Annotated in this window: 17 protein-coding genes and 1 pseudogene; 7 read left to right on the top strand and 11 right to left on the bottom strand. The window is 73.6% G+C overall.

From position 1 onward, the window contains the following. Positions 1–126 precede the first annotated feature (126 nt). Positions 127–498: pseudogene (locus LPA42_RS16045) on the top strand (hypothetical protein); the annotation flags it as partial. Between the two features lie 222 nt (positions 499–720). Continuing rightward, positions 721–2,325, top strand: coding sequence for a serine/threonine-protein kinase (locus tag LPA42_RS16050; RefSeq protein ID WP_077937990.1), 1,605 nt, complete (start codon positions 721–723; stop codon positions 2,323–2,325). On the opposite strand, the gene LPA42_RS16055 is transcribed toward LPA42_RS16050, so the two are convergent. Further along, positions 2,312–2,662 carry a hypothetical protein gene (locus tag LPA42_RS16055; RefSeq protein WP_141722195.1) on the bottom strand — a complete coding sequence of 117 codons (351 nt, stop codon included), beginning with the start codon at positions 2,660–2,662 and terminating at the stop codon, positions 2,312–2,314. The genes LPA42_RS16050 and LPA42_RS16055 overlap by 14 nt on opposite strands. A 296-nt stretch (positions 2,663–2,958) precedes the next feature. Between LPA42_RS16055 and LPA42_RS16060 the strand changes: the two genes are divergently transcribed. From LPA42_RS16060 to LPA42_RS16070, 3 genes are all read left to right on the top strand, one after another. Further along, the gene (locus LPA42_RS16060; RefSeq protein WP_077937992.1) at positions 2,959–4,773 is read left to right on the top strand and encodes an alpha/beta hydrolase; all 1,815 of its coding nucleotides are present in this window, start codon (positions 2,959–2,961) and stop codon (positions 4,771–4,773) included. A 131-nt stretch (positions 4,774–4,904) separates the two neighbouring features. Beyond that, positions 4,905–5,846, top strand: coding sequence for a transporter substrate-binding domain-containing protein (locus LPA42_RS16065; RefSeq protein ID WP_043964943.1), 942 nt, complete (start codon positions 4,905–4,907; stop codon positions 5,844–5,846). Further along, complete coding sequence (locus LPA42_RS16070) at positions 5,843–6,865, top strand: hypothetical protein (protein ID WP_043964944.1); 1,023 nt, start codon at positions 5,843–5,845, stop codon at positions 6,863–6,865. The genes LPA42_RS16065 and LPA42_RS16070 overlap by 4 nt, the downstream gene beginning before the upstream one ends. On the opposite strand, the gene LPA42_RS16075 is transcribed toward LPA42_RS16070, so the two are convergent. Beyond that, positions 6,855–7,487, bottom strand: a complete 633-nt coding sequence (locus LPA42_RS16075; protein WP_077937993.1) for a hypothetical protein — start codon at positions 7,485–7,487, stop codon at positions 6,855–6,857. The genes LPA42_RS16070 and LPA42_RS16075 overlap by 11 nt on opposite strands. A 546-nt stretch (positions 7,488–8,033) precedes the next feature. Here LPA42_RS16075 and LPA42_RS16080 point away from each other — a divergent pair. Both LPA42_RS16080 and LPA42_RS16085 read left to right on the top strand, forming a co-directional pair. Continuing rightward, a complete protein-coding gene (locus LPA42_RS16080) occupies positions 8,034–9,179 on the top strand; it encodes a phosphatidylserine/phosphatidylglycerophosphate/cardiolipin synthase family protein (protein WP_077937994.1) in 1,146 nt (381 codons plus the stop codon). 51 nt (positions 9,180–9,230) lie between these two features. Then, positions 9,231–9,875: an MBL fold metallo-hydrolase gene (locus LPA42_RS16085; RefSeq protein ID WP_077937995.1), complete on the top strand. Its 645-nt coding sequence runs from the start codon at positions 9,231–9,233 to the stop codon at positions 9,873–9,875. A 106-nt stretch (positions 9,876–9,981) separates the two neighbouring features. Here the strand turns inward: LPA42_RS16085 and LPA42_RS16090 are convergent, their stop codons facing one another. From LPA42_RS16090 to LPA42_RS16130, 9 genes are all read right to left on the bottom strand, one after another. Further along, the gene (locus LPA42_RS16090) at positions 9,982–10,656 is read right to left on the bottom strand and encodes a hypothetical protein (protein ID WP_198956594.1); all 675 of its coding nucleotides are present in this window, start codon (positions 10,654–10,656) and stop codon (positions 9,982–9,984) included. Between the two features lie 162 nt (positions 10,657–10,818). Next, positions 10,819–11,982 (bottom strand): acyl-CoA dehydrogenase family protein, encoded by a 1,164-nt coding sequence (locus tag LPA42_RS16095; RefSeq protein ID WP_077937996.1) that lies wholly within the window; start codon positions 11,980–11,982, stop codon positions 10,819–10,821. Beyond that, positions 11,979–14,003 (bottom strand): biotin carboxylase N-terminal domain-containing protein, encoded by a 2,025-nt coding sequence (locus LPA42_RS16100; protein ID WP_077937997.1) that lies wholly within the window; start codon positions 14,001–14,003, stop codon positions 11,979–11,981. Before LPA42_RS16100 ends, LPA42_RS16095 begins: the two co-directional genes overlap by 4 nt. 12 nt (positions 14,004–14,015) lie before the next feature. Beyond that, complete coding sequence (locus LPA42_RS16105) at positions 14,016–15,617, bottom strand: acyl-CoA carboxylase subunit beta (protein WP_077937998.1); 1,602 nt, start codon at positions 15,615–15,617, stop codon at positions 14,016–14,018. After that, a complete protein-coding gene (locus LPA42_RS16110; protein ID WP_077938000.1) occupies positions 15,614–17,299 on the bottom strand; it encodes an acyclic terpene utilization AtuA family protein in 1,686 nt (561 codons plus the stop codon). Before LPA42_RS16110 ends, LPA42_RS16105 begins: the two co-directional genes overlap by 4 nt. Then, positions 17,296–18,141: a TIGR03084 family metal-binding protein gene (locus tag LPA42_RS16115; protein ID WP_228986656.1), complete on the bottom strand. Its 846-nt coding sequence runs from the start codon at positions 18,139–18,141 to the stop codon at positions 17,296–17,298. Before LPA42_RS16115 ends, LPA42_RS16110 begins: the two co-directional genes overlap by 4 nt. Before the next feature lie 45 nt (positions 18,142–18,186). Next, complete coding sequence (locus LPA42_RS16120) at positions 18,187–18,792, bottom strand: TetR/AcrR family transcriptional regulator (RefSeq protein WP_077938001.1); 606 nt, start codon at positions 18,790–18,792, stop codon at positions 18,187–18,189. Between the two features lie 336 nt (positions 18,793–19,128). Continuing rightward, on the bottom strand, positions 19,129–19,872 hold the full coding sequence (locus tag LPA42_RS16125; protein ID WP_077938002.1) for a metallophosphoesterase: 744 nt from the start codon (positions 19,870–19,872) through the stop codon (positions 19,129–19,131). Between the two features lie 84 nt (positions 19,873–19,956). After that, entirely contained in the window at positions 19,957–20,634 is a 678-nt protein-coding gene (locus LPA42_RS16130; RefSeq protein ID WP_007073398.1) for a Crp/Fnr family transcriptional regulator, read from the bottom strand. Positions 20,635–20,721 lie beyond the last annotated feature (87 nt).

The following is a 20,721-nucleotide window of genomic DNA, read 5'->3' on the forward strand; positions in this document are numbered from 1 at the left end:
GAGCGGCGGGGCGTGGCGGGGCGACTCTGTCGGTTCCGCCGATGCGGGTGTCGGCGGTAGCGACTACGGTGGCATCCCATGAGGCGGTCCACTGTGGGGCCGCCGTGCCCGTCCCCGGGAGGCGTGATGAGGCTGCCCCGCTCCAGTGCCGGCTGGACGATCGCGGTCTTCGGCGTCCTGGCGCTGCTGATGGGCGCGCTCGGGTTGCTCTGGCCGGAGGCGCAGCTGCGCATGCTCGGCTTCGAGGTGCCGCAGAGCCGGGCCGCCGGGGACTACACCGGCACGTTCCTGACGGCGTCGGCGATGGCGTCGTTCAACATGGGGGTCTACTACCTGCTGGCCACGGTCACCGAGTGGCGGGCCTTCTACCGGTTCACGGTCGTCTTCCGGCTGGTCACGTTCACCGTCTTCACCATCGTGGTGCTCGCCGACGTCGCGCCGGGGCGGTTCTTCATGGTGGCGCTCTGGGAGGGCCTGGGCGCGGTCGCCACCGCCGTGGCGCTGCACCTGGACGCCCGCCGTGCGGCGGCTACCGAGTCGGGCGGGTCGGCGGGCGCCGAGGCCGGTGCCGAGTCGGGCGTATCGGACGCGGCGGAGCCCGGGCGGCAGGTGCCGGCGGCGGCGGACAGCGGGCGTCCGACAGCCGCGTCGGCGGACGGCGCCTCCCGGTCTGCGGGCGCGGACCGCTGAGTCACCGGACCGGTTAGGTATTTTCGAGCAGTGACCGACACCCCGCCCGGCGCCCTGCGGCTGCCCATCGTGCCTGGTCTGACCGATCTGGAGGTATTTGCCCGGGGAGGGTACGCCACCGTCTACCGGGCCACCCAGATCTCCGTCGGGCGGGAGGTCGCGGTCAAGGTCGAGAACCGCACCCTGGACAACGAGCGGGACCAGGCCCGGTTCCTGCGCGAGGCGCGGGCCGCCGGGAGGATGTCGTCCCACCCGCACGTGGTGGACCTCTTCGACGTCGGCGTCACCGTCGACCGGCACCCCTACCTGATCATGGAGCTGTGCGACGGGTCGTACGCCGAACGGATGCGCACCTCGCCCCTGGGCCCGGCGGAGACCCGCGACCTCGGCGTCAAGATCGCCGACGCGCTGGCCCACTCGCACGCCAACGGCGTCCTGCACCGCGACGTCAAGCCGGCGAACATCCTGCACTCCCACTTCAACCCGGCGGTGCTGGCCGACTTCGGGCTCGCGGTGCTGGCCGAGGTGCGCGACCCGACGGTGACCCTGGAGGTGCTCACCCCGGCCTACGCGCCGCCGGAGATGTTCAACCACAGCCCGCCGTCGCCGGCCGTCGACGTCTACTCGCTCTGCGCCACCCTCTATGCCGTCATGTTCGGCCGGCCGCCCCGCTGGCAGTCCGAGCGCAGCCCCAGCCTCGTCACCGTGCTGGAGATGTTCCACCAGCCGATCCCCGGGCTGCCCGGGGTGCCCGAGGAGCTGATCGACGTGCTGCGGGCCGGCATGTCCAACGACCCGGGGGCCCGCCCGTCCGCCATCGAGCTGCGCGGCCTGCTCGCCGCCCTGCCGCTGGACCCGGTCAGCGCGCCCGTCAGCGGCGCCCCGGTCTCCGGGGGCCCCACGTCCGGCGGCCCGACGGGCACCACCACCGGTAGCCCGTCCACGTCCGGGGGCCTCTACGGCACCAGCCAGCCCGGCGTCACCGGCGGCCTCTACGGCACCGGCCAGCCGGGCCGCGCCGCCCCGCGTCCTTCGGTGGGGCACGACCATCCCACCGAGCCGGTGACGTCCGGCCGTCGGTGGCGGCGGCGCTGGTTCCTCGGCGGTGCCGGGGCACTCGCGCTGGCCGCCTCGGCGAGCGCCGGGGCCTGGGTCGCCGGCAGCGCGCCGGCCACACCGACGCCCACCCCCGTCGTCACGGTGGGCGGCACGACGACCGCCAGCAGGTGGGGGGCCCTGCCGGGCTGCGGCCCCGGGGCGGCGGGCCCGGCCGAGCTGCCGGCGGGCGCGCGGTGCGTCGCCGAGCTGCAGTGCTACGGGCCGATGCGGGTGCGCGGCACCCGGGCGGACGCGCCCCGGCTGCCCTGCGACGGCCGGCACACGTGGGAGGCCTACGCCGAGGGCGAGCTGCCCGCCGCCCTGACCGATGCCGCGCACGACGAGGTGGCCGCCGACCCGCAGGTGCGCCAGGTGTGCAGCCCCGTGACGTTCCGGCTGACCAGCGGGATCGCGTACACCAGCGGTTGGCGGCTGGAGGTGCTGCCGCCGGCGGCGGACGGCCCGGACCGGACGTTCCGGTGCCTGGCCGGGCGCGGCGTCGACGGGTTGTACGAGCCCACCCTCACCGGTCGCTGAACCCGCTCGCGCCCTGGCGGCGTTCCCGCATGGCCCGCAGGTCGCGGCTGTCCAGCGCCTCCAGGGTGTCGGCGTCGACGTCGCTGAGCCGGGCCACGGGCTGCCCCGACCACTGCGCCGGTTCGTCGCCCCCGCGTTCGCGGGCCTCCTCGCGGCGGTGCCGCCCCTCCGTCACCGACACCCCGGCGATCATCACGAGCAGGACGCAGAGCAGGGCGAGCACCACCGCCACGATGCTGCGCGGCTGCCACCAGACCAGCGCCACCAGCAGGGCGACCGCCGCCAGCGACGCGGCCACCGCCACGACGGGCACGTCGGGCCGAGGGATTCGGGTCACCCGTCAAGGATGGCGGAGCCGGCCGTCCTGTCAACCGCCGCCCCCCGGTCACCGGCCCTGCGGGGGCCGCCCGCCCCGCTGGCCCGTCCGAGCTGCCGACGCCCACCCGTCCCGACGGCGCTCGCTCCCCAGTGGATGGATGAGGGGAAGCGTCGAAGTGGCGAAATTCGTTACATCAGTCGGGGAAATGACCCTTTACTAGGCATTTTGCGGGCGGTGTTCGTTGGCCTCGGTCCCTAGAGTGACGGGGTCGGGGATGCCCCGACACGTCCCGTTCCCCACCGGAAGGCAGCCGAATGCCACGCACAACCCGGTCTCTCGCCGCAGCAGGAATCGCGGGGATCGTCCTCGCCGGAACGGCCATCGCGCCGGCCGGCGCGGCACCGACCACCGCCGGCTTCGGTCGTCCGGCCACCTCGGACCGGACCGACCCCGTCGAGGCCAGGCGCGTCGACAGCGTGCCGACGCCGAAGCTCGACTGGTACGCCTGCTACGGCACCGCCGAGTGCGCCACCGTGCAGCTCCCGCTCGACTACGACAAGCCGAAGGGCGCCACCACCGAGGTGGCCGTGCTGCGGGTCAAGGCGCGCGACCAGAAGAACCGGATCGGCAGCCTCTTCGTCAACCCGGGCGGCCCCGGCGGCTCCGGCACCGACCTGGCGCTCGCCGCGCCGTACTTCCTCGGCGACGACCTGCTCGACCGGTTCGACATCGTCGGCGTCGACCCGCGCGGCGTCGCCGCCAGCGAGAACGTCAGGTGCTTCCCGTCGGTCAAGGAGCAGACCAAGGCGTACGCCGGGCTGAACGTGGCCTTCCCGTGGACGAAGGCCGAGGAGCAGGCGTACGTCGCCTCGTCGAAGGCGATCGGCAAGGCGTGCTCCAGCACCGGCAAGCCGCTCACCGGTGCCATGTCGACGGCCGAGGTCGCCCGGGACATGGAGGTGCTGCGCCGGGCCGTCGGCGACCAGAAGCTGAGCTACCTCGGCTTCAGCTACGGCACCGCCCTCGGGCAGTACTACGCCAACATGTTCCCCGACCGGGTCCGGGCCGTCGTCGTCGACGGCGTGCTCAACCCGAACGCGTGGGTGGGGCAGGGCAAGGCCCGCAACCAGCTCCAGGAGACCCGGCTGGCCAGCGCCGACGGCGCGTACGCGGCGCTGCGGGAGATCCTGAAGCGCTGCGCCTCCGCCGGCCCGCCGGCCTGCCCGCTCGCCGCCGGTGACCCCGTCGCCGCCGTCGAGACCGTGGCGAAGCGGCTGCGCAAGAAGCCGCTGGTGATCGAGGACCCGGACACCGGGGAGACGTACCCGGTCAGCTACGCCGACTACGTCGGCGCGATGCTCAGCGGGCTCTACTCGCCGTACGGCTACTCGGACATCGTCGGCATCACCGCCGACCTGCTGGTGCTCACCGAGCCGGCGACGGCCACGGCGGCCCGCCGCGCCCAGGCCCGCACGGCGCTCGCCCACCGCGCCGCCACCGCCGCGACCCAGCAGGCCCGCCGCGGGTACGACTTCCCCTACAACAACAGCCTGGAGACCTTCCTCGGGGTGGACTGCACCGACGCGTACCACCCGAAGGACGCCGGCTCGTGGCCGGCGCTGGCCGCGAAGGAGGACGCGCGGGCGCCCTACTTCGGCCGGCTCTGGGCCTGGGCCACCTCGCCGTGCGCCCGCAACACGTGGACGGTGCGCGACTCCGACGCCTACACGGGGTCATTCGACAAGCGCACCAGCGCGCCGGTGCTGGTGGTCGGCAACTACTGGGACCCGGCGACCAACTACCAGGGCGCGGTCACCTCGGCGGCGCTGCTGCCGAACAGCCGCCTGCTCAGCAGCGACAACTGGGGCCACACCGCGTACGGCACCTCGGCGTGCGCGACCGGCGCCATCGAGGCGTACCTGATCAAGGGGACGCTGCCGGCCAAGGGCAAGGTCTGCGTCGGCGACGTCCAGCCCTTCGCCGAGCCGGCCGCCGGTGCGGCCGGCGACCGGGTCACCGTGACCAAGGACGACCTGGCCCGGCGGGTCGCGCCGGCCCGGGGCGAGCCGAAGCGGCTGCCCCCGGTGGTCGCCCCGCTGCCGGCGGTCGGCACGCTGACCGTCCGCTGAGGACACCCGGGGGCACGGCGGGCGATCGGGCGCCCGCCGTGCCCCCGGGCCCGTCGGACGGGTGACCACGGTAATGGATCCCTTTGGCTACTGTCGGTGTCCCGCAGTTGCACGGGTCAGCGAGGTCGCCGATGAACCAGTTCCTCACCCGGTCCCGGGTCCGCTCCGTCGCCACCACCCTGGCAGTCGCGCTGACCCTGCTGCTCGCGGCCGCCGCCGGCTGCGACAGCCGGCAGGAGCCCCGGATCCCGTCCGTCAACGACAAGCTGCGCGAGACGCACATCTACGGCCAGCCGACGATCAGGATCGGCGTCTCCACCGTCGGCCCGCTGATGGGCGAGCTGCGCGACGGCACCTACGCCGGCTTCGACATCGAGATCGCCCGGTACATCGCCGCCCAGCTCGGCTACGCGGGCGACCACCGGATCGAATGGGTGCCGGTGTCCACCGAGGACCGCATCCCCGCCCTCCAGGGCGGGTCGGTCGACCTGGTGGTCTCCACCTTCTCGATGACCGAGGAGCGCGCGAAGCTGGTCAGCTTTGCCGGCCCGTACCTGGTGACGACCCAGGAGGCGATGGTCCCCAACCGGCTCCGGGACAGCATCCGCACCATCGAGGACCTGCGCGACCCCCGCTACAAGGTCTGCACCAGCGGCGGCTCGACCACGGAGGCCGAGCTGGGCAGGCACCAGATCCGGGTGTTCGTGGTCAAGGAGGTCGGTGACTGCGTCGAGGGCATCCTCGCTGGGCGGTACGACGCGGTCAGCTCCGACGAGACCATCCTCGCCGGGTTCCTCTCCCGGCACCCGAAGGACTTCACGGTCGTCGACATGCCCTTCGGCACCAGCGAGCAGATCGGCGTCGGGGTGCCGATCAGCGACCCGGCGCTGCGCGACCTCGTCGCGTTCTTCCTCGACAAGAGCTACCAGCAGGGGCGCAGCGGGCAGAGCAGTCCCTGGCTGACCGCCTACCACCGGACCCTTGGGCCGTGGCTGCGGCAGCCGAAGACCCAGCCGCCGACGCTGGACGTCCCGGAGCTGGTCGACTTCGACGACAAGGTCCGCCCCTCATGACCGCGCCGGTGGCCACCGGAGGCGACGACGTGCACGCACCGGGCTCCGGCGCTGCCGAGCGTCGGGCCCGCGCCAGCCAGTCGTTCTGGGCGGTCGTGGTGGCCGTGCCCGCCGTCTTCTCGGTGCTGCGGCTCGGCGTGGAGGCCGGCGGCGAACTCCAGACCACCCTGCTGCTGGTCGCCAACGTCGGGCCGGTCAACCTGCTCGCCGGGTTCCTCACCACGGCCGCCCGGCTGCTCGCCACCGGGCTGGTCGCGGTGTTCGCCCTCGGCGCGGTGCTCGGCGTCAGCGTCGACCGGCTGCCCGGCCACCGCCGCCCGCTCTTCGCCCGCTGGGCGGAGCTGACCCCGACCTGGTTCGTGTTGACCAGCTTCCTGCTCGCCCTGACCACCTGGCAGATCCTCTACCTGCCGCTGCTGCTGCCCGCGTTCGCCGCCGCGTTCCAGCTCCGCCCCGAGCGCCTGCACGAGCTGGCCGCGGCGCGGGTGCTGATCGTCGCGGCCCTGCTCGGCGGCTGGCTGTTCCTGCTCGCACCGACCCTGCTCGACGCCTGGCAGCAGGGCGAACCGCTGGTCGTGGCGCTCTTCGTCGTGCCGCCGGTGCTCGCGCTCGCCATCGCCGGCCCGCTACCCGGCGCGGTGATCCGGCCGCTGGCCTCGATCACCCAGGCCGCCGTGCTGGCCATGCTGGTCTGGGCGGCGCTGCCGGTGATCAGCACGCCGGTGCTGCCGCTGACGGTCACCACCGTGCAGACCGCGCCCGACACGACGGAGGACGTGCGCGGCCACGTCGTGGTCGTGGACGACGTGAGCATGGTGTTGCTCCAGGAGCACGGCGGCGTCCGGTACGTGCCGATCGACCAGGTGAAGGCGCAGGTGCTCTGCCCGAGCGAGGGGGAGCTGCCCCGGCACCGGCTGCGGGTGCGCGACTTCCACGTGGAGGACTCGCTGCTGGAGGCACTGGGGCGGCGGGTCCGCCCGGTGCACCGCATCGACGCCGCCTGCCGGGTCACCGGCTGACCTGGCTTCCCCGGAGCAGGTAGGCGTGCTCGGCGGCGTCGGTCAGTTCGGCGACGACCTCCGGGCTGGCCGAGGTGCCCACGGCTGTCCACAGCACGTCGACCGGCGTCGGCCCGGCCAGCCAACGTCGCATCGACTCCTCCGCGCCGTCGGGCAGGGAACCACCGGACGACCAGCTTCCGATGACCTCGGCCAGGTGCCGGGCCGGGCCCTCGCCCGGTCCGTCCGCGAACCCGGCCAGGTAGGGCCCGACGTCGACCCCCAGCTCCGCGACCGCCGTCAGCAGGTCCCAGGCGGGCGTGACGGACGGGAACACGGCGAGGGTCAGCCGCCACCAGACGCGGGCGAAGTGCTCGACGGCGTCCCGTTCCTCGGCCGGCCAGGCCAGCCACTGCCCGCCGACCCGGCGCGTCACGGCGTCCGGCCAGAGCCAGTGCTCCATCGCCCCGGTGGCGTACGCCTCCAGCAGGCGGGGCACCAGGTGCGGTAGCTCCGTCCCGTCCCCCCAGGTTCCCGGGTTCATCAGGTACGTGCCGAGTTGGTCCGGCGTCAGCTCCCGCAGGGGCGTACGCGCGAAGAGCGCAACCTCGGCCGGGTCGACACAGTGCTCGCAGGCGGTCATGTCGGGCGGTGGGCGAAGGCGGCGTACAGCCGTTCCACCGCCTGCGCGAACTCGCGGTCTCCCCGCACGCCCCCAGTATGCCGGCCGGGGCGACGCCACTGCGGACCCCTGGAGGCGCCGAGCGCGGATCACGGAGAGTGATGGCTGTGCGGTCCGTCTCCTAGGGGCGGTTGATCTGACTCTTCGTCACGTTCCTTCGACCTCGTGAGACGTCTCGCGTCCCCTTTGCTCTGCACCCCTATCCGCAACACCTGCCCCAGCTGGGAATAGGCGAGAGCGAGAAGGCAGGAGGGCCCGGCAGTGGGTTGCGCTGCGTGATTCGTTGCGTATGTGGGTGCAGAGCAAAGGGGTTCGCCGGGGTGGTGGCGTCGGGTGAGTTGGTTGCGCTGCGTCACGCCTCGGCGGGGAGCGCGGGTGCGGGTGTGCCCGTCGCCAGCGTCGAAAGTGGTCGCGAGGAGTTGCGGAGAATGTGCGCAGCGTAGGCATACTGGGCGCTCCGGTTCGCGACGGCCGGGGAGTCGGCCGCCCTGCCACCGAGGAGTTCTCATGCTTCTACGTCGTACCGTCGGGCTGATCGTCACGGGTAGCCTCGCCGCCGCCGCGCTCCTGGCCCCGACCACGCCGGCGGTCGCGGCCGTGACCTCCGGCGCGGTCTTCAACAACCCGACGGTGGCCGGTCAGCAGTACGCCATCGTCGAGCACGTGCAGCGGCTGATCCAGGGTGCCGCCTCCGGGTCCACGATCCGGGTGGCGATGTACCACTTCACGCTCACCCGGGTGTCGAACGACCTGTCGGCCGCGTACGACCGGGGGGTGAACGTGCGGGTCGTGGTCGACAGCCAGTCCCGCTCCTACCCGGCGGTGACGGGCCTGATCGCCAAGCTCGGGACGAACCGGGCCGCCGCCTCCTGGGTGACCGTCTGCACCACCGACCGGGCCTGCATCGGCAACCTGAACACGCCGATCATGCACAACAAGTTCTTCCTGTTCTCCGACACCCTCGGGTCGACGAACGTCCTCGTGCAGAGCTCGGCCAACCTGACCAACGACAACGCCGAGCGGTACTGGAACAACGCGGTCACGATCGTCGGCAACACCGCCGTCTACAACTCCTACGTCACCTACCACGGCGACCTCGCCGCGCAGGTGAAGAACAACGACTACTACCGGACCACGTCCAGCGGCACCGCGAAGTCCTACTTCTTCCCCCGCGCCGGCACCACCCAGGACACCGACACGATCTACAACATGCTCAACGAGAACGTCACCTGCGAGGGCAACACCTCGACGGGCACCGAGACCGGCCGCACGATCATCCGCATCGGCATGTGGCACTTCAGCCGCAACCCGATCGCCACGAAGCTGCGCGAGTTGGCCGACCAGAAGTGCTGGGTGGAGGTCGTCTACACCGAGACCGACACCGATGTGCGCAACATCCTCTCCGGGCACGACCGGATCAAGCTGTACCAGATCACCGGCGACTACATCGTGCACTCGAAGTACATGCTCATCGAGGGAACGTACGACGGACAGAAGGACACCAAGTGGGCGGTGACCGGCAGCCACAACTACTCCAACGCCGCGCTCCGCGAGAACGACGAGGCGCTGCTGCGGATCCAGTCGGCGACCATCCACGACCAGTACCGCTCGAACTTCTGGAACCTGCGCGACGCCGCCGTGCCGGTGAGCTGACCGCGCCGGACGACACCCCCCTGGCCCGGCTGACCGGACTATATTCCGATCATGGCGGAATACGACGGATCAGCCCCCGGGGTACGCGAGCTGACGGCGCTGACCCTGAGCAAGATCTCGGTCGGGCCGGGCGACAACAACTGCTACCTGCTGCGCTGCCGCGCAACGGGTGCGCAGTTGATGGTGGACGCGGCGAACGAGCCGGAACGGCTGTTGGAGTTCTGCGGCGGGCGGCTCGACGCGGTGGTGACCACCCACAATCACTGGGACCACTGGGAGCACGGCCTGCCCGACGTCGTGGCGGCGACCGGGGCGCGCACCTACGCCGGCGCACCCGACGTGGACGGCATCACGGTCCCGACCGACGTGCCCGTAAAAGACGGCGACGTCATCCGCTGCGGCGAGATCTCCCTTGAGGTCATCCGGCTGACGGGCCACACGCCCGGCGGCGTCGCCCTGCTGTACGACGATCCGGCCGGCCACCCGCACCTGTTCACCGGCGACTCGCTCTTCCCCGGCGGAGTCGGCAACACCTTCGGCAACGCCGACGACTTCGAGACGCTGTTCACCGACGTGAAGACGAAGGTCTTCGACCGGCTGTCGGACGACACGTGGGTCTACCCGGGCCACGGCCGGGACACCACGCTGGGCGCGGAGCGGCCGGCGCTGGAGGAGTGGCACACCCGCGGCTGGTGACGTCAGCCCTGGCCGACGCCGTAGGCCACCGACTGCAGCCGAATCTTGGTACGAAAGCGCCCCCAGAGGGGCCATTTCGTACCAAGATTGCCAGCGGGATCCGGGGTCAGCAGGCCTGGCGCTGGCCCGTGTAGTGGACGCCGGCCCGGCCGATCACGGTCTCGTCGCCCAGGCCGGTGTTCGCGCCGCGCGCGATGTAGCACGAGTACCGGTGCTGGTTGATCACCTCAAGGTGCACGTGGGCACCGCTGTCGCCGTTGACCTGGTAGCAACTGGAGTAGCGGAACCGGCCGGTCTCGCCGAGCTTGGTCCACGGCCCCACCGTCGCGCCCACGGCGATGCCGCCGGGCTTGTTGTTCACGTGCATGACGTCCGCGCGGGCGAGGACCTGACCGGTGGTGGTGTCCCGCGCCTCCAGCCCGATGCGGTAACCGCCGTCGGCGAGGTTGCCGGTGGCGCAGCCCGGCCGGACGGTGACGACCGTGACGGCGACCGGGTGGCCGGACGCGGTCTTGGAGCCGAAGGGGGAGACGATGGTGCCGCCGGGGTTGCGGTAGATGTCCACCGCCCAGTCGTTGGTGTAGCCCCAGTTGCCGAAGACGATGTGGTGGGAGGCGGGGCCGGATTCCCCGAAGCGGTCCCAGGTCGAGGAGTCCTGGATCGGCGGGTAGACGCTGACCCAGTCGCCGTCGGGGTGGGCGCTGGCGGCGGTGGCCGGCGCGACGGCGGCGCCGAGCGCGAGGACGACGGCTGCTGCCGTACGGGCGAACCTTAGGTGCATCGTTCCTCCGGGGTCTCCTGGCGAGGCGGGCAGGACCGGTCCGGCAACCGGTGGGCGGCAACGGACCGGCAATGTCCAGCGATGCTATACCTGTCGATCTATCGATTTCTTGCCCCGCCGCCCGAGGCGGGACGAGACGGTGGGCCGGCGGCGGCACACGATTCAGTAGGACTTGTCTTGGCCGAGGACGTGCTGGGCTACGAAGTTGAGGATCATCTCCCGGCTCACCGGGGCGATCCGCCCCGCCCTTGCCGCGCCCAGCAGCGTCGCCACGCCGTACTCCGTGGTCATGCCCGCGCCGCCCAGCGCCTGCACCGCCGTGTCGACCGCGAGCGCGGCGGCCTCGCCGGAGGCGTACTTGGCCATGTTGCCGGAGACGCCGGCCTCCAGGTCGCGCCCCGCGTCGTACAGGGTGGCCGCCTTGTAGATCATGAGGCGGGCCAGTTCCACCTGCACGGCCGCGTGCGCGAGCGGGTGCGACACGCCCTGGTGGGTGCCGATGCTCCGGCCGCCCCACACCTTGCGGGTGGCCGTGTACTCGCTGGCGCGCTCGATCGCGTACCGGCCGGTGCCGACGCCCATCGCGGCGACCGTGATGCGCTCCGGGTTGAGCCCGGCGAACAGGGCGGGCAGGCCGGCGTCGAGCGAGCCGCCGACCAGGGCGTCGGCGGGCAGCCGCACGTCGTCGAGGTAGAGCATGAACTGGTTCTCCGGGGAGACGATCTCCATGTCCAGCTTCGACCGGGTCAGCCCGGGGGCGTCGGTCGGCACGAGGAACAGGGCCGGCTTGAGCTTGCCGGTCGCCGCGTCCTCGGTGCGGGCCACCACCAGCACGTACTGTGCCTCGTCGACGCCCGAGATGTAACACTTGCGGCCGGTCAGCAGCCAGTCGTCGCCGTCGCGGCGGGCCACCGTGCCGAGCCGGTGGAAGTTCGACCCGGCCTCCGGCTCGGTGATCGCGAAGACCACCTTCAGCGTGCCGTCGGCCATGGCGGGCAGGAAACGTTGGCGCTGCTCCTCGGTGCCGTGCCTCGTGACGATCGTGGCGACGATGGCGGGGGAGACCACGAGCAGCAGCAGCGGGCAGCCGGCGGCGGCCAGCTCCTCGCAGACGATGGCCAGCTCGGTGATGCCGCCGCCCCCGCCGCCGTACCCGGTGGGGATGTTGACGCCGAGGTAGCCGAGCCGGGCGGCCTCCTCCCACAGCTCGGTGGTGTGCCCGCCGGACTTCGCCTTCTCCACGAAGTAGCCGTGACCGTATTTTCGGCCCAGCGCCCGGACGGCGTCGCGGAGCTGCTCCTGCTCGTCGGTGAGGTCGAAGTTCATGACGCTGTCTCCTCGGGGGTGGTGACGACGGCCAGCACGGCGCCGGTGTCGACCTGGCCGCCGGCCGGCACCGGCAGCTCGGCGACCACGCCGTCGGCGGGGGCGAGCACGGGGTGTTCGAGCTTCATCGCCTCCAGGGTCAGCAGCAGGTCACCGGCGGCGACCCGCTGACCGACCTCGACGTGCACCCGGGCCACCGCGCCGGGCAGCGGCGCGAGCAGCGACCCGGCCGCCAGCTCCGCCGTGGGCAGCGGGAAGCGCGGCAGCTCCGTGAGGCTCGCCGCCCCGTCCGGGCCGTCCACGAAGACCTGCGACCCCACCCGGTGTACGGAGTACGCGCGCCGCACGCCGTCGACGTCGAGGACCACCCGGTCCGGGGCGGCGGCGACCAGCACCACGCTGGGCGGGAGAGGGCGGGCGGCGGGCGGCCCTGAGCCCTCGACGGGCGGAGCCGAGTCGCCGGCCGACAGCGCGCAGTCGGTGAGTACGCCGGTGCGGTCCAGTCGGTAGCGGACCTCGACCCCGTCGCCGTCCGGCCCCGCGTACCGGGTCACCTGCGGGAACGATGGCACGTTGCGCCAGCCGGAGGGGAGCCCGGCGAGCACCGTCGCAGTTGCCCGGCGAGCGGCGGCCGAGGCGAGCGCGGCGGCGAGGGCGGCCAGCGGCAGCTCGTCGGCGGGCAGCAGCGGGGCGAACACGTCGGGGTGCCGGTCGAGGAAGCCCGTGTCCACCTCGGCCGCGGCGAACGCGGGGCTGCGCAGCACCCGGACCAGCAGGTCCCGGTTGGTGGTCACCCCGTGCAACTCGGCGCGGGCCAGCGCGCCGGCCAGCAGCCGGGTCGCCTCCGCCCGGGTCGGCGCCCAGGCGACCAGCTTCGCCAGCATCGAGTCGTAGTGCACGCCGACCGTCGAGCCGTCCGCCACCCCCGAGTCGAGGCGCAGCCCCTTCGTCGGGGCGAACTCGCCCGCCACCTGCGGCACCGCGAACCGGTGCAGGACGCCCGTCGCCGGCCGGTAGTCGTGCGCCGGGTCCTCGGCGCACAGGCGTACCTCGATGGCGTGGCCGTCGGGCGGCGGGGCCGCCGCCAGCGGCAGGTGCCCGCCCTCGGCGACCAGTAGTTGCAGGCGCACCAGGTCCAGCCCGGTGACGGCCTCGGTGACCGGGTGCTCCACCTGGAGGCGGGTGTTCATCTCCAGGAAGAAGAACCGCCCGTCCGGGGCGAGCAGGAACTCGACCGTGCCCGCGCCGACGTACCCGACCGCGCGGGCGGCGGCGACGGCCGCCTCGTGCAGCCGCTGCCGCACCCCGTCCGGCAGGACCGCCGGGGCCTCCTCGACGATCTTCTGGTGCCGGCGCTGGATCGAGCAGTCCCGCTCGCCCAGCGCCATGACCGTCCCGTGGGTGTCGCCGAAGACCTGCACCTCGACGTGTCGGCCCCGCTCGACGTACCGCTCGACGAAGACCGTGCCGTCGCCGAACGCCGCCGCCGCCTCCCGCCGCGCCGAAGCGACGGCCTCGGCGAGCCCGGCCGGGTCGGCGACGATGCGCATGCCGCGCCCGCCGCCCCCGGCGGACGCCTTGACCAGCACCGGGAAGTCGGTGATCTCGTCGGGATCGGTCCAGGTGGGCAGCATCGGCACGCCCGCGTCGGCCAGCAGCGCCTTCGCCGCGACCTTGTCGCCCATCGCGGCGATCGCCTTCGCGGGCGGGCCCACCCAGGTCAGGCCCGCGTCGGTCACCGCCGCCGCGAACTCGGCGTTCTCGGCGAGGAAGCCGTAGCCGGGGTGCACGGCGTCCGCGCCGGTGCGGCGGGCCGCGTCCAGGATGAGGTCGACCCGCAGGTACGTCTCGGCGGGCGCGTTCCCCGGCAGGCGTACGGCCAGGTCTGCCTCGGCGACGAACGGCGCGTCGGCGTCGGCGTCGGAGTGCACGGCGACCGTGGCGACGCCGAGCGCCCGGCAGGTGGCGAGGACGCGCCGGGCGATCTCGCCCCGGTTCGCGACCAGCAGACGGGTGATCATGAAAGCAGCCCCCTACATCCGGAAGACGCCGAAGCCGTCGGCACCCTTGACCGGTCCACTGTGGATCGCCGACAGGCAGAGCCCGAGGACGGTACGCGTGTCCCGGGGGTCGATCACCCCGTCGTCGTAGAGCCGGCCCGAGAGGAACAGCGCCCCCGACTGCGACTCGATCTGCTGCTCGACCATCATCCGCATGGCGGCGTCGGAGTCCTCGTCGAACTCCTGCCCCCGGGCGGCGGCGGCCTGCCGGGCCACGATCGACAGCACGCCGGCCAACTGCGCCGGCCCCATCACCGCCGACTTCGCGTTCGGCCAGGTGAACAGGAACCGGGGCTCGTACGCCCGCCCGCACATGCCGTAGTTGCCGGCCCCGTACGACGCGCCCAGGTTGACCGTCAGGTGCGGCACCTTCGAGTTCGACACGGCGTTGATCATCAGCGCGCCGTGCTTGATGATGCCCCGCTGCTCGTACTCCGTGCCGACCATGTAGCCGGTGGTGTTCTGCAGGAAGACCAGCGGGGTGTCGGCCGCGTTGGCGAGCTGGATGAACTGGGCCGCCTTCTGCGCCTCCTCGCTGAACAGCACGCCCCGGGCGTTGGCGAGCACCCCGACCGGGGAGCCGTGCAGCTCGCCCCACCCCGTGACCAGCGCCGTCCCGTACGCGGGTTTGAACTCGTCGAACTCGCTGCCGTCGAGCACCCGGGCCAGGACCTCGCGTGGGTCGAACGGCACCTTCAGGTCGGCGCTGACGACGCCGAGCAGCTCCTCCGGGTCGTACTTCGGCGGGGCGGGGAACGCGGTGCGCGGCGGCGGGCCCTGCTTGCGCCGGTTGAGCCGGCGGACGCACTGCCGGGCCAGCCGGATGCCGTCCCGCTCGTCCTCCGCGAGAAAGTCGGCCAGGCCCGACCTGGTGGCGTGCATGGCCGCGCCGCCGAGGGACTCGTCGTCGGTGACCTCGCCCGTCGCCATCTTCACCAGCGGCGGCCCGGCCAGGTAGACCTGCGACCGGTCCCGGATCATGATCACGTGGTCGGACATCCCGGGCACGTACGCGCCGCCGGCCGTGGCGTTGCCGAACACCACGCTGACCGTGGGGATGCCCTCGGCCGAGAGCCGGGTCAGGTCGCGGAACACCCGCCCGCCCGGGATGAAGATCTCCGCCTGGGTGGGCAGGTCCGCCCCGGCGCTCTCCACCAGGTTGACCATCGGCAGCCGGTTGGCCAGGGCGATCTCCCCGGCCCGCCGGGTCTTCGCGAGCGACCACGGGTTGACCGCGCCGCCGCGTACCGTCGGGTCGTTGGCGACGACCAGGCACTCCACGCCCTCGACGACGCCGATCCCGGTGACCACGCTGGCCCCCACGGGAAAGTCCGTCCCGTACGCGGCGACCGGCGACAGCTCCAGGAACGGGCTGTCCGGGTCGAGCAGCAGCTCGATCCGCTCCCGGGGCAGCAGCTTGCCGCGCTGGTGGTGCCGGGCCACGTACTTCGCCCCGCCGCCCGCGCGAGCCTGATCGAGGGCCGCGTCCAGCTCGGCGAGCCGCTCCAGCAGGGCCTCCCGGTTGGCCCGGAAGGCCGGCGCGGCCGGGTCGAGCGAACTGTCCAGTGTGGTCACAGCCCCGTCTCCTCCGTCGGCAGGTCGACGACACGGGAGCGCAGCAGCTCGCCCAGCGCCTTCGCCTGCGGGTCGAACCGGGTCGACGCGGCCACGCCCTGCCCGAGCAGCCCCCGGATCACGAAGTTCACCGCGCGCAGGTTCGGCAGCTCGTGCCGCTCGACGGTCAGCGGGGCGGTCTCCGGCAGCAGCTCGGCCAGCCGCTCGACCGTCAGCCAGCCGCGCAGCCACGCCCAGGTCGCGTCGGTACGCGCCCAGACGCCCAGGTTCGCGTCGCCGCCCTTGTCGCCGGAGCGCGCCCCCACCACCTCGCCCAGCGCCCCCCGCCGCGTGCGCTGCGGGTGCAAGGAAGGGCCCCCTGTTAACGCATTCTGTTGTACAGGGGGCCCCTGCAAACACGTCACCGGCGGGGGAGCGATCGGCACCCGCTCGCCCGACGGCAGGACGGCCACGTGCTCCACCGCCTCCTGCGGCACGGCGTCGGCGGTGAACACCCCGTACGGGGTGGCGTCGCCGGGCAGCGTGGTCAGCGTGCAGCCCGGGTAGGAGGCCAGCGCCAGCTCGACGGCGGCGGCCGAGAATGCCCGCCCGGCCCGCGCCTTGTCGCCGTCCCGCAGGTGTACGTGCAGCAGCGCGCTCGCCGCCTCCGTGTCGCTCGCGTCCGGGTGGTCGGTGCGGGCCAGCACGAACTCCAGCCCCACCGGGCCGACCGCCGCCTCCAGTTGGCCCCGGACCAGGGCCGCCTTTGCCGGGATGTCCAGCCCGCACAGGACGAACGTCATCGAGTTGCGGAACCCGCCGAGGTTGTTCACCCCCACCTTGAGGGTGGGCGGCGGGGGCGTGCCCCGGACCCCGGTGACGCGCACCCGGTCCGGCCCGTCGGCGGTCAGCTCGACCGTGTCCAGCCGGGTCACCACGTCCGGGCCCAGGTAGTCGGGGCCGCCCACCTCGTACAGCAGCTGGGCGGTGACCGTCTCCGGGGTGACCGCGCCGCCCGTGCCCGGGTGCTTCGTGACGACCGAGGAGCCGTCCGGGTGGATCTCGACGATCGGGAAGCCGGGGCGGTGCCCGCCGTCGGGCAGCTCGGTGAAGAAGCTGAAGTTGCCGCCGGTGACCTGCGCCCCGCACTCGATGAGGTGCCCGGCCACGGTCGCCCCGGCCAGCGCGTCGAGGTCGCCGCGCCCCCAGCCGTACCGGGCGATGGCCGGCCCGACCGCCAGGGAGGCGTCGGTGACCCGGCCGGTCACCACGACGTCCGCCCCGGCGTCGAGGCACGCGGCGATCCCGAAGGCGCCCAGGTACGCGTTCGCGGTCAGCGCGTCGGGGCGGGGCAGGGCGTCGCCCTCGACGTACCCGATGCGGGCGGTGAGGCCGAGCCGGTCGGCGAGCGACCCGATCGCGGCGGCCAACCCGGCCGGATTCAACCCGCCGGCGTTGGTCACGATCCGCACCCCGCGTTCCAGCGCCGTGCCGAGGCACCCCTCGAGCTGACGCAGGAACGTCTTCGCATAGCCCAGGGCGGGGTCGCGCAGCCGGTCCCGGCCGAGGATCAGCATGGTCAGCTCGGCCAGGTAGTCGCCGGTCAGCACGTCCAGCTCGCCACCGTCGAGCATCTCCCGCCACGCGGTGGCCCGGTCGCCGTAGAAGCCGGACGCGTTGCCGACCCGCAGCGGCGCGCTCACGCGGCCACCCCGCGTCGGGCCGCCCCCGGGCCGGTCGTTCCGGGCCGTGCCGCCCCGGTCCGGGCGCCCGCCGGCCCGCGGCCGGGCCCGGGCGGGCCGGCGAACGCCTGCGCCACGTCGAGCCACGCGTCGGCGACCGGGCCGGTGGCCACCAGGTCGAGGTCGGCGCGGTGCCGGCGCTGGGTGACCAGCAGGCAGAGGTCCAGGGCCGGGCCGGTGACCCGGTCGGCGGCGTCCGCCGGGCCGTGGGCCCAGACGCCGCCGCCGGGCGCGGTGACCTCCACCCGCACCGGCGCCGTCGGGACCGCGCGGCCGTGGGCCGCGAACCCGTGCCCGAGGGTACGGAAACCGAGGTGTACGACGTGCCGGAGCCGGGCGGTCGGGGCGCGGGTGACGCCCAGCGCGTCGGCCACGTCCTCGCCGTGCGCCCAGGTCTCCATGAGCCGGGCGGTGGTCATGGAGGCGGCCGACATGCGGGTGCCGTACCAGGGCAGTTGCTCACCGGTCGGGACATCGGCGAGCGCGTCGGCGAGCGCGGATCGGCCCGCCCGCCAGCGCGCCAGCAGCTCGGCCGGCGGGGCCAGGAACTCCTCCGCGCCGGCGTCGACCAGGCGGGCCGGGTCGGGGGCGGAGGTCACCGAGGCGACGAACGCGTCGGGGTCGGTGGCCGCGAGCAGGGCGACGTGGTCGGTCCAGGCCAGGTGGGCGATCTGGTGGGCGACCGTCCAGCCGGGGGCCGGGGTGGGCCGCGCCCAGTCGCTCGGGGGCAGGGCGGCGACCAGGGCGTCCAGCTGCGCGGACTCGTCGGCCAGGTCCGTGCGCAGTTCCGTGCGGTCGACCATCGTGCCTCCAGGGGGCCGGTCGGGCGGGCCGGTCAGGCGGGCCGGTCAGGGGGTGAGCAGGGTGGCGAGCTGGCGCTTCCAGGTGGTGAGCAGGGCGGCGCGGCGGGCCGAGTCGTCGTTGAGCAGGTTGGCCACCCCGAGCCCGCGCAGCAGGTCGAGGGTGGCCTGCACGGCCTCGCGGACGCCGGGGCGACGCTCGTCGACGCCGAGCAGGGCCACGGTCAGCCGGTGCATCTCCCGGCCGACCTGCCGTTCGAGGGGGACCAGGGCGGTGCGCAGCTCGGCGTCGGTGCGGGCGGCGACCCAGAGTTCGAGAGCGGCCACGAAGAGCGGGCCGGTGAACGCCGCGCCGAGCAGGTCGATCACCCGGTCGAGCCGTTGCGGCCCGGCGGGCAGCGCCTCGGCCTCGGTGCGCAGCTCGTCGGCCCGGCGCTGGGCCAGGTGCGCGACGGCGGCGGTGACCAGGGCGGCCTTCGTGGGGTAGTGGTGCAGCTGCGCACCCCGGGACACCCCGGCCCGGGTCGCGACGACCGTGGTGGTCGTGCCGGACCAGCCGTGCTCGACGAGGCACTCGACGGTCGCCTCCAGCAGCCGGGCCCGGGTGGCGCGGCTGCGCTCCTGCTGCGGGACGCGGGTCGGTGTGGCGGTCACCCGGTCAGCGTGCCGCCGCCAAAACAAACAGTCAAGCCTGACTTTTTTGTGCGTCGGATGGGCCCGCTGGTCGGGGGTGCGCGCGTGGCTGATGTGGTCAGCGCCCGCAAGAGGGCTGATGTGATCCGCGCCCGCTGGGAGGCTGATGTCGTCCGCGCCCGCTAGGGAGCTGATGTCGCAGACGACTCACCGATCGGGCGCCGGGCGATGTCGTAGACGACTCAGCTCCCTAGTGTGCCGCGCGGATGCCGTCCCGGGCGGGACCGGCGGGGCGCCGTGGCGGGGTCGGGTCAGCGACAGCCACAGGGGCGGGTCAGCGACAGCCGCGGGGTCGGGTCAGCGGCCGTCGCGGGGGCCGAAGACGGCCAGCGCCTCGGCGTCGCTGTGCCGGGAACGCAGGTACTCGTCGGCCCAGCCGGCCGCGTCGGGGAAGCCGGACTCCGCCGCCACCCGCGCGCACGCCGCGTCGACGTCGAACGCGGTGCGCCGCAGCTGCACCCCCGGCCCGAGCAGCGCCCAGTCCGCCCCCGGCCCGCCGTACGGCATGCCGACGCTGCCCGCGTTGACCACCAGGCGCCGGTCGACCAGCCGGGCGAACGGCATGTGGGTGTGCCCGCAGACCACGGTCCGGACGTCGGCCGGCACGTCGGCGAGGACCTCGGCCCAGCGGGACAGCCGGGAGTCCACGAGGACGACCTCCTCGTCGTCGCGGGGCGTGGCGTGGCAGAACAGCACCTCGCCCAGCCCCGCGACCGATAGGGTCACCGCCGTCGGAAGCGCCGCCAGCCGGGCGACCTGGTCGTCGCGGAGCTGCCCCGCGGCCCAGTTCGACACCTCGATCGGGGACGGCCGCCCGGCCCGCGCCTCGACCAGTTCCCGGTCGGCGTTGCCGCCCACCCAGCGGACCCGGTCGCCGAGCCCGGCAAGCAGGTCCAGCACCTCGACGGGCTGCGGGCCGGCGGCGATGTCGCCGGTGAGCACGATCAGGTCGGCGGCGGCCACGTCCGGCTCGGCCAGGACCGCCTCCAGCGGGGGCAGCGCGCCGTGGACGTCGGAGAGGACAGCGACCCGTTCCAGCATCCCGTCACGGTGCGCCCCGGCCCGCCGGCCCGTCCAGGGATTCTCCGCCGGGCAGAACGCCCGCCGGGGCGGACGGGGGATGACTCAGACGCGGGCGCGGCGGGCCAGGCGCTCCGGGTCGAGGATGATGATGCTCTTGCCGTCGAGCCGCAGCCAGCCGCGCGAGGCGAAGTCGGCGAGCGCCTTGTTGACGGTCTCCCGGGAGGCGCCGACGAGCTGGGCGATCTCCTCCTGGGTCAGGTCGTGGGTCACCCGCAGCACGCCGCCGTCGCGGGTGCCGAACCGCCCGGCCATCTGCAGCAGGTTCTTCGCGACCCGCCCCGGCACGTCGGTGAAGATCAGGTCGGCCAGCGAGTCGTTCGTCCGGCGCAGCCTGCGGGCCAGCACCCGCAGCAGCTGCTCGGCGATCTCGGGCCGGTTGTTGAGCCACGGGCGCAGGGCCTGCTTGCGCAGGCGCACGAGCCGGGTGTCGGTCACGGCGGTGGCCGTCGCCGTGCGGGGGCCGGGGTCGAACAGCGACAGCTCGCCGACCATGTCCGACGGGCCCATCACGGCGATCAGGTTCTGCCGGCCGTCCGCCGCCCGGCGACCGACCTTGATCTTGCCGGACAGCAGGATGTAGAGACTGTCGCCGGGCTCGCCCTCGTTGAACACGACCTCGCCCTTGCGGACCTCGATCGTCTCCATCTCCTTGGCGAGCGCCTCGGCAGCCTCCGGGTCGACTCCCTGGAAGATCCCGCTGCGAGCCAGTACCTCGTCCATCGCGCACCTCCGCCTGCGCGTGCCGTCTTCTCGGCCGGGCCGCCGTCCGCTGATCCCTCGCGCGAGGCCAGTCTAGGCGCACGTGAG

The organism is Micromonospora sp. DH13, assembly GCF_020873825.1.
GTDB classification, from domain to species: Bacteria; Actinomycetota; Actinomycetes; order Mycobacteriales; family Micromonosporaceae; genus Micromonospora; species Micromonospora haikouensis.